General features: G+C 41.6%; 4 protein-coding genes. 1 reads left to right on the top strand and 3 read right to left on the bottom strand.

Going from position 1 to position 4,400, the window contains the following annotated elements; genetic code table 11:
- The coding region (gene mnmE / locus SPADD19_RS06020) for a tRNA uridine-5-carboxymethylaminomethyl(34) synthesis GTPase MnmE (RefSeq protein WP_061455516.1) at positions 1-920 on the top strand (920 nt) is incomplete at its 5' end.
- Between the two features lie 281 nt (positions 921-1,201).
- On the opposite strand, the gene SPADD19_RS06015 is transcribed toward mnmE, so the two are convergent.
- The 3 genes from SPADD19_RS06015 to SPADD19_RS06005 form a co-directional block, all read right to left on the bottom strand.
- Positions 1,202-2,014 carry a PrsW family glutamic-type intramembrane protease gene (locus tag SPADD19_RS06015; RefSeq protein WP_061455515.1) on the bottom strand — a complete coding sequence of 271 codons (813 nt, stop codon included), beginning with the start codon at positions 2,012-2,014 and terminating at the stop codon, positions 1,202-1,204.
- A gap of 115 nt (positions 2,015-2,129) precedes the next feature.
- Entirely contained in the window at positions 2,130-3,098 is a 969-nt protein-coding gene (locus SPADD19_RS06010) for a DUF6287 domain-containing protein (protein ID WP_061455514.1), read from the bottom strand.
- 287 nt (positions 3,099-3,385) lie between these two features.
- Positions 3,386-3,673 carry a hypothetical protein gene (locus SPADD19_RS06005; RefSeq protein WP_241496495.1) on the bottom strand — a complete coding sequence of 96 codons (288 nt, stop codon included), beginning with the start codon at positions 3,671-3,673 and terminating at the stop codon, positions 3,386-3,388.
- Positions 3,674-4,400: the final 727 nt, after the last annotated feature.

Below are 4,400 nucleotides of genomic sequence, written 5' to 3'. Positions count from 1 at the left end.
AGCAACTAGACGGTTCCCTGTCTGACCTCATCAACAACACGCGCCAAGAAATCCTTAATACCCTGGCCCAGGTCGAAGTCAATATCGACTATCCTGAGTACGATGATGTCGAAGAAGCAACTACTGAGATCATCCGTGAAAAAACCAGTGAATTTGAAGCCCTCTTGACCAACCTCCTCAAGACTGCCCGTCGCGGTAAGATCTTGCGTGAAGGGATCTCTACTGCTATTATCGGTCGTCCAAACGTCGGCAAGTCCAGCCTCCTCAACAACCTCCTGCGCGAAGAAAAAGCCATTGTTACCGATATCGAAGGAACCACTCGGGACGTTATCGAGGAATACGTCAACATCAACGGCGTTCCCCTCAAACTAGTCGATACGGCCGGGATCCGTGAGACAGAAGACATCGTTGAGCAGATCGGTGTCGAACGGTCGAAAAAAGCCCTCAAGGAAGCTGATCTGGTCCTCCTCGTCCTCAATGCCAGCGAACCCTTGACTGATCAAGATCGCCAGCTCCTTGAAATCTCTCAAGATAGCAACCGCATCATTCTCCTCAATAAGGTCGACCTCCCAGAGAAGATCGAAATCGACCAACTGCCGGAAGATCATATCAAGATTTCCGTTCTGAAAAACCAAAACATCGATCAAATCGAAGACCGGATCAACGCCCTCTTCTTCGAAAATGCTGGGCTGGTTGAGCAAGATGCGACTTATCTTTCGAATGCTCGTCACATCTCCCTCATCGAGAAAGCTATTGAAAGCCTGCAAGCGGTCACCGAAGGCTTGGCCCTCGGTATGCCGGTCGACCTGCTTCAAGTCGACCTCACCCGCACCTGGGAAATCCTCGGAGAAATCACAGGGGATGCTGCTCCAGATGAGCTCATCACCCAACTCTTCAGCCAGTTCTGTCTTGGTAAATAAATCCATTTTAAGATCATATACTCTTAGAGACTTTCCTTAGGTGAGTACGGACGTCAGCGAACTTCGAAGAAGTTCCATGACTTAGTTTTGAATCTAACGTTTCAAAACTCCCGAGTGCTAGAAACATGATTGTTTCTAGCACTTTTCTCACAGCGGAAAGTCTCAAATATATCTTCCAAAATAGCATTTATTTTACAGCTATCGGATCACTCAGTTTATACAAAAGTATGTTCAAAATAACAAAAATGCGTATGTTTGCACACATACGCATTTTTTTGTTCTTATTTTGCTTGTTCTAAACGCTCGACGGTCTGATAAGCTTGGTAGATCAGGAAGAGCCCCGTAGCATTCAAGACTGGAATCGCAATCGGCAACTCGGTCACGATTTGTGAGAAGGGTGAATTGCCAACAAAATGGAGTCCAAATCCAGCTACTAAGTATCCCCAGCCTGCTAGACGTAAATCCTTGCGTCCTCTGCTTGCTTGGACAATCAAGAAGAGTCCCAGCATGACAAGTCCTGTGTAGACCCAGTGAGACATGGGAGCATTGGCCACACGACCAAGAATCCCTGACACCGTGTAAGAGAAACCTTCCGGCAGATCCTGACGGATATAGGCAAAATCCTCCACGATCTGGAAACCAAGACCAGAGGCAATCGCCAAGAGGAAGATCGACTTGATGCGACGAACACTGAACAAATAGAGGACAAAGAAGATCGGGATCAACTTAAAGGGTTCCTCAAAGAGTGGCGCAGCGATGGCACTCTCGTACTGGTTCCAAAAGTCGCTATTTGGAGCGATCGCTTGAATCATGTCATGGAAATAGGTATTAGCAAAGCTAGACAACCAACCGGCAACAAAGCCCCCACCTAATAGAGAAAAGAGAACCGGTACCCAAGACAACTTCCACTTTTTGGAAAAATGAAAGAGAGCCCAAACAGCAGGAAGCGCATAGACCAAAAGGATCAAGGTCGAAAGTCCCACAATCCCGTACTGGCTACCAGACATCCAGCCTTCCGTCAGCGACTGGGTCTCATAGGCTAGGCCAATCGCTAACATGAGTAAATACAGAAACAAAATCGATTTGCGTTTCATAAAAGACCTTTCTATGGTGAAATGAAAAAGGCTGGAAGCCCAGTCTTTTCCGTATACTATCATTGTAACAGGATCAGCTTAAAAAAACAATAAACTGAGTCCTCAAATCCAGTGCCTACTTCAATACGGCTAGGATCTGGCGAATCATGTCTGGATCCCCATCAGGCAATGTCACCGTTTCAGCATGGTCCAAGATCCCTTGGGTAAATTGCGTCATAAACTCTTCACTATTGAGCTCATCCGCAGACTGTTGCCAATGACTCGGAACAGGATAGATCGTCACCGTCCCATCACCGTTGGATGCATAAGTGATATTTCCTTCAGCTGAATAAGAACCAAACAGATGGCGCACATCTTTTGGATAATCAACGCCCAAGCCACCATTATAAATTTTTGTTCCAGCTGCACTATTTGAAATATTTAATTCTGATGGCACGTTCTTGATCACATAAGCCCAGACACGCGCAGCTTCGACCTGAGCATCGGTGTAGCCTGGATAATCATTCTGATCCGCCTTCTTCGAAGATTTAACCTCGCCATCCGGGCGAGTATTCCACTTCTTGGCCTTACTGGTCTTTGTCGTACTACTGCTATCGTCTGTATCTACTTGCTCCCGATCTTTCGGTTGCTCTTTCTTGCGATAGTAGAAATTGTCATCATCGCCATAAGCTGGTGACTGACCAGCCCAGATCCGATCCTTGGACTTATCCGAAACATCGTCTTTGCCCGCTTTCTGACCTTTTGGAAGGAGCAAAAGACCGTAGCCTCCAACACCCGACTTAGCACTAACCGTCATCTCAGCAATCTGGTCCTTCTGCTTAAAGCTCGATGCATCAAGCTCGACATCCTCGCTGACCAAGCCCTTGTCATCAAAGACCAGCTCATTGCCACGACCATCGATCCAAGTCCCCTTGATACTCGAGTAGTCCTTAGCCTTGATGGCTTTCAAATCCATACCAGACTGTTTCTTTTCCGAAGTGCTGGTCTGCTTGGTATCCGAACTCTTAGGCATCACCGTCCTCTGAGGACGACCACAGGAAGCCAAGACCAAAGCAGAAAGCACAATTACCAAACCTTTTTTCATATCAATCTCCCTTCACATACCTACTATTTTAGAAAAATAAGAAAAGAGAGTCAAAAAAAAGTGGAGGGGAGAAATAAATTAATGACATAAAAGTCTGTAAAATTATGATTTGAATTTCTCAAGAAAAAGAAGCTCAATGTAACAAGCTTCTATACCATCATCTTTTATTTTTCTTATTTTGGGACCATTCGAAACAACACAGCTCTATAACTAGGAAACATTAATACTATCAACTCCACACATCCCACATAAACAGTTTCCCTTATGTTTTTTAATATTCTTCAAAACTAAATCTTATACAAATTATTTAATTTTTCTAACTCTAATATATTCATACATACTTCTACTCCAGTAACTCCCCCCTTGCTATGAATAAATCCACAAGAAAACACAATCCTCTCCTTACTCAAAATATTTGACAATACTACTAATGCTTCTAAAACATAATCCTCTATGGCAATAAAACTATTATTTTCATCTTTAAAAAACTTTATAAATCCAATATCCTTACACCTATCACCAAAATAAAACCTAAGTGATTTTAAATAATATTCAAAAAACACATCACTCTCCATAGAAAACCCCTTCATTTTTAAAATATTCTGTTATATCATACAAAAAATAAGTTTTGGGACCATTCGAAACAACACAGCAAGTTAAAATAAGGCTTTGTCCGTATCCAACTTGAAAAAGTGTGCACCGATTCGGTGCCTTTTTTGTGCCTTGTTTTATTTATCCCTAATCAGTCATTATATTAACTACATTTTACTCCTTCCTTCTTCAAAAATCAATTCATTATGTGGAGACATTCCATCTATTTTTAACTTTAAATTTACAAATTAACTCGCATTCACGAGCTTCTTTAGAAGGTGGATAAGCTCCTTTTTATAAAACATTTCTCATTTATTTTCTGTAGAGACTTTCCGCTGTGAAAAAAGTGCCTTAGGCTCAAGAATTAGTCACGTAACTTCTACGATTTCTAGTAACCAAAAAATTTTTTTGAGCTAATCATTGTCAATTATGTACTTTATTTAAGGGAAAACTAAAAATTTTTAAATTGTACATTTTGACAATGAACCTGAAACTATAAATTTTTCAAATGTACATTCATACAAAAACACGGCTCATGAATCATGGCCGTGTTATGTTTTACTTAAGCTAGTTAACTAATTCTCTCATATTTACTTATCTTTTATCTGCTTTAAGTACTTTATCTCTTTTAGAATACTAAAAATATAGAAACTAAATAAAACTACACCAAAAAAAGATAAAACAGAGAGATCGAACGTAAGTTTTTCTCCC

It is taken from the genome of Streptococcus parasanguinis (genome assembly GCF_001578955.1).
Classification (GTDB): Bacteria; Bacillota; Bacilli; order Lactobacillales; family Streptococcaceae; genus Streptococcus; species Streptococcus parasanguinis_U.
This window is presented reverse-complemented; position numbering and strand designations above follow the sequence as displayed.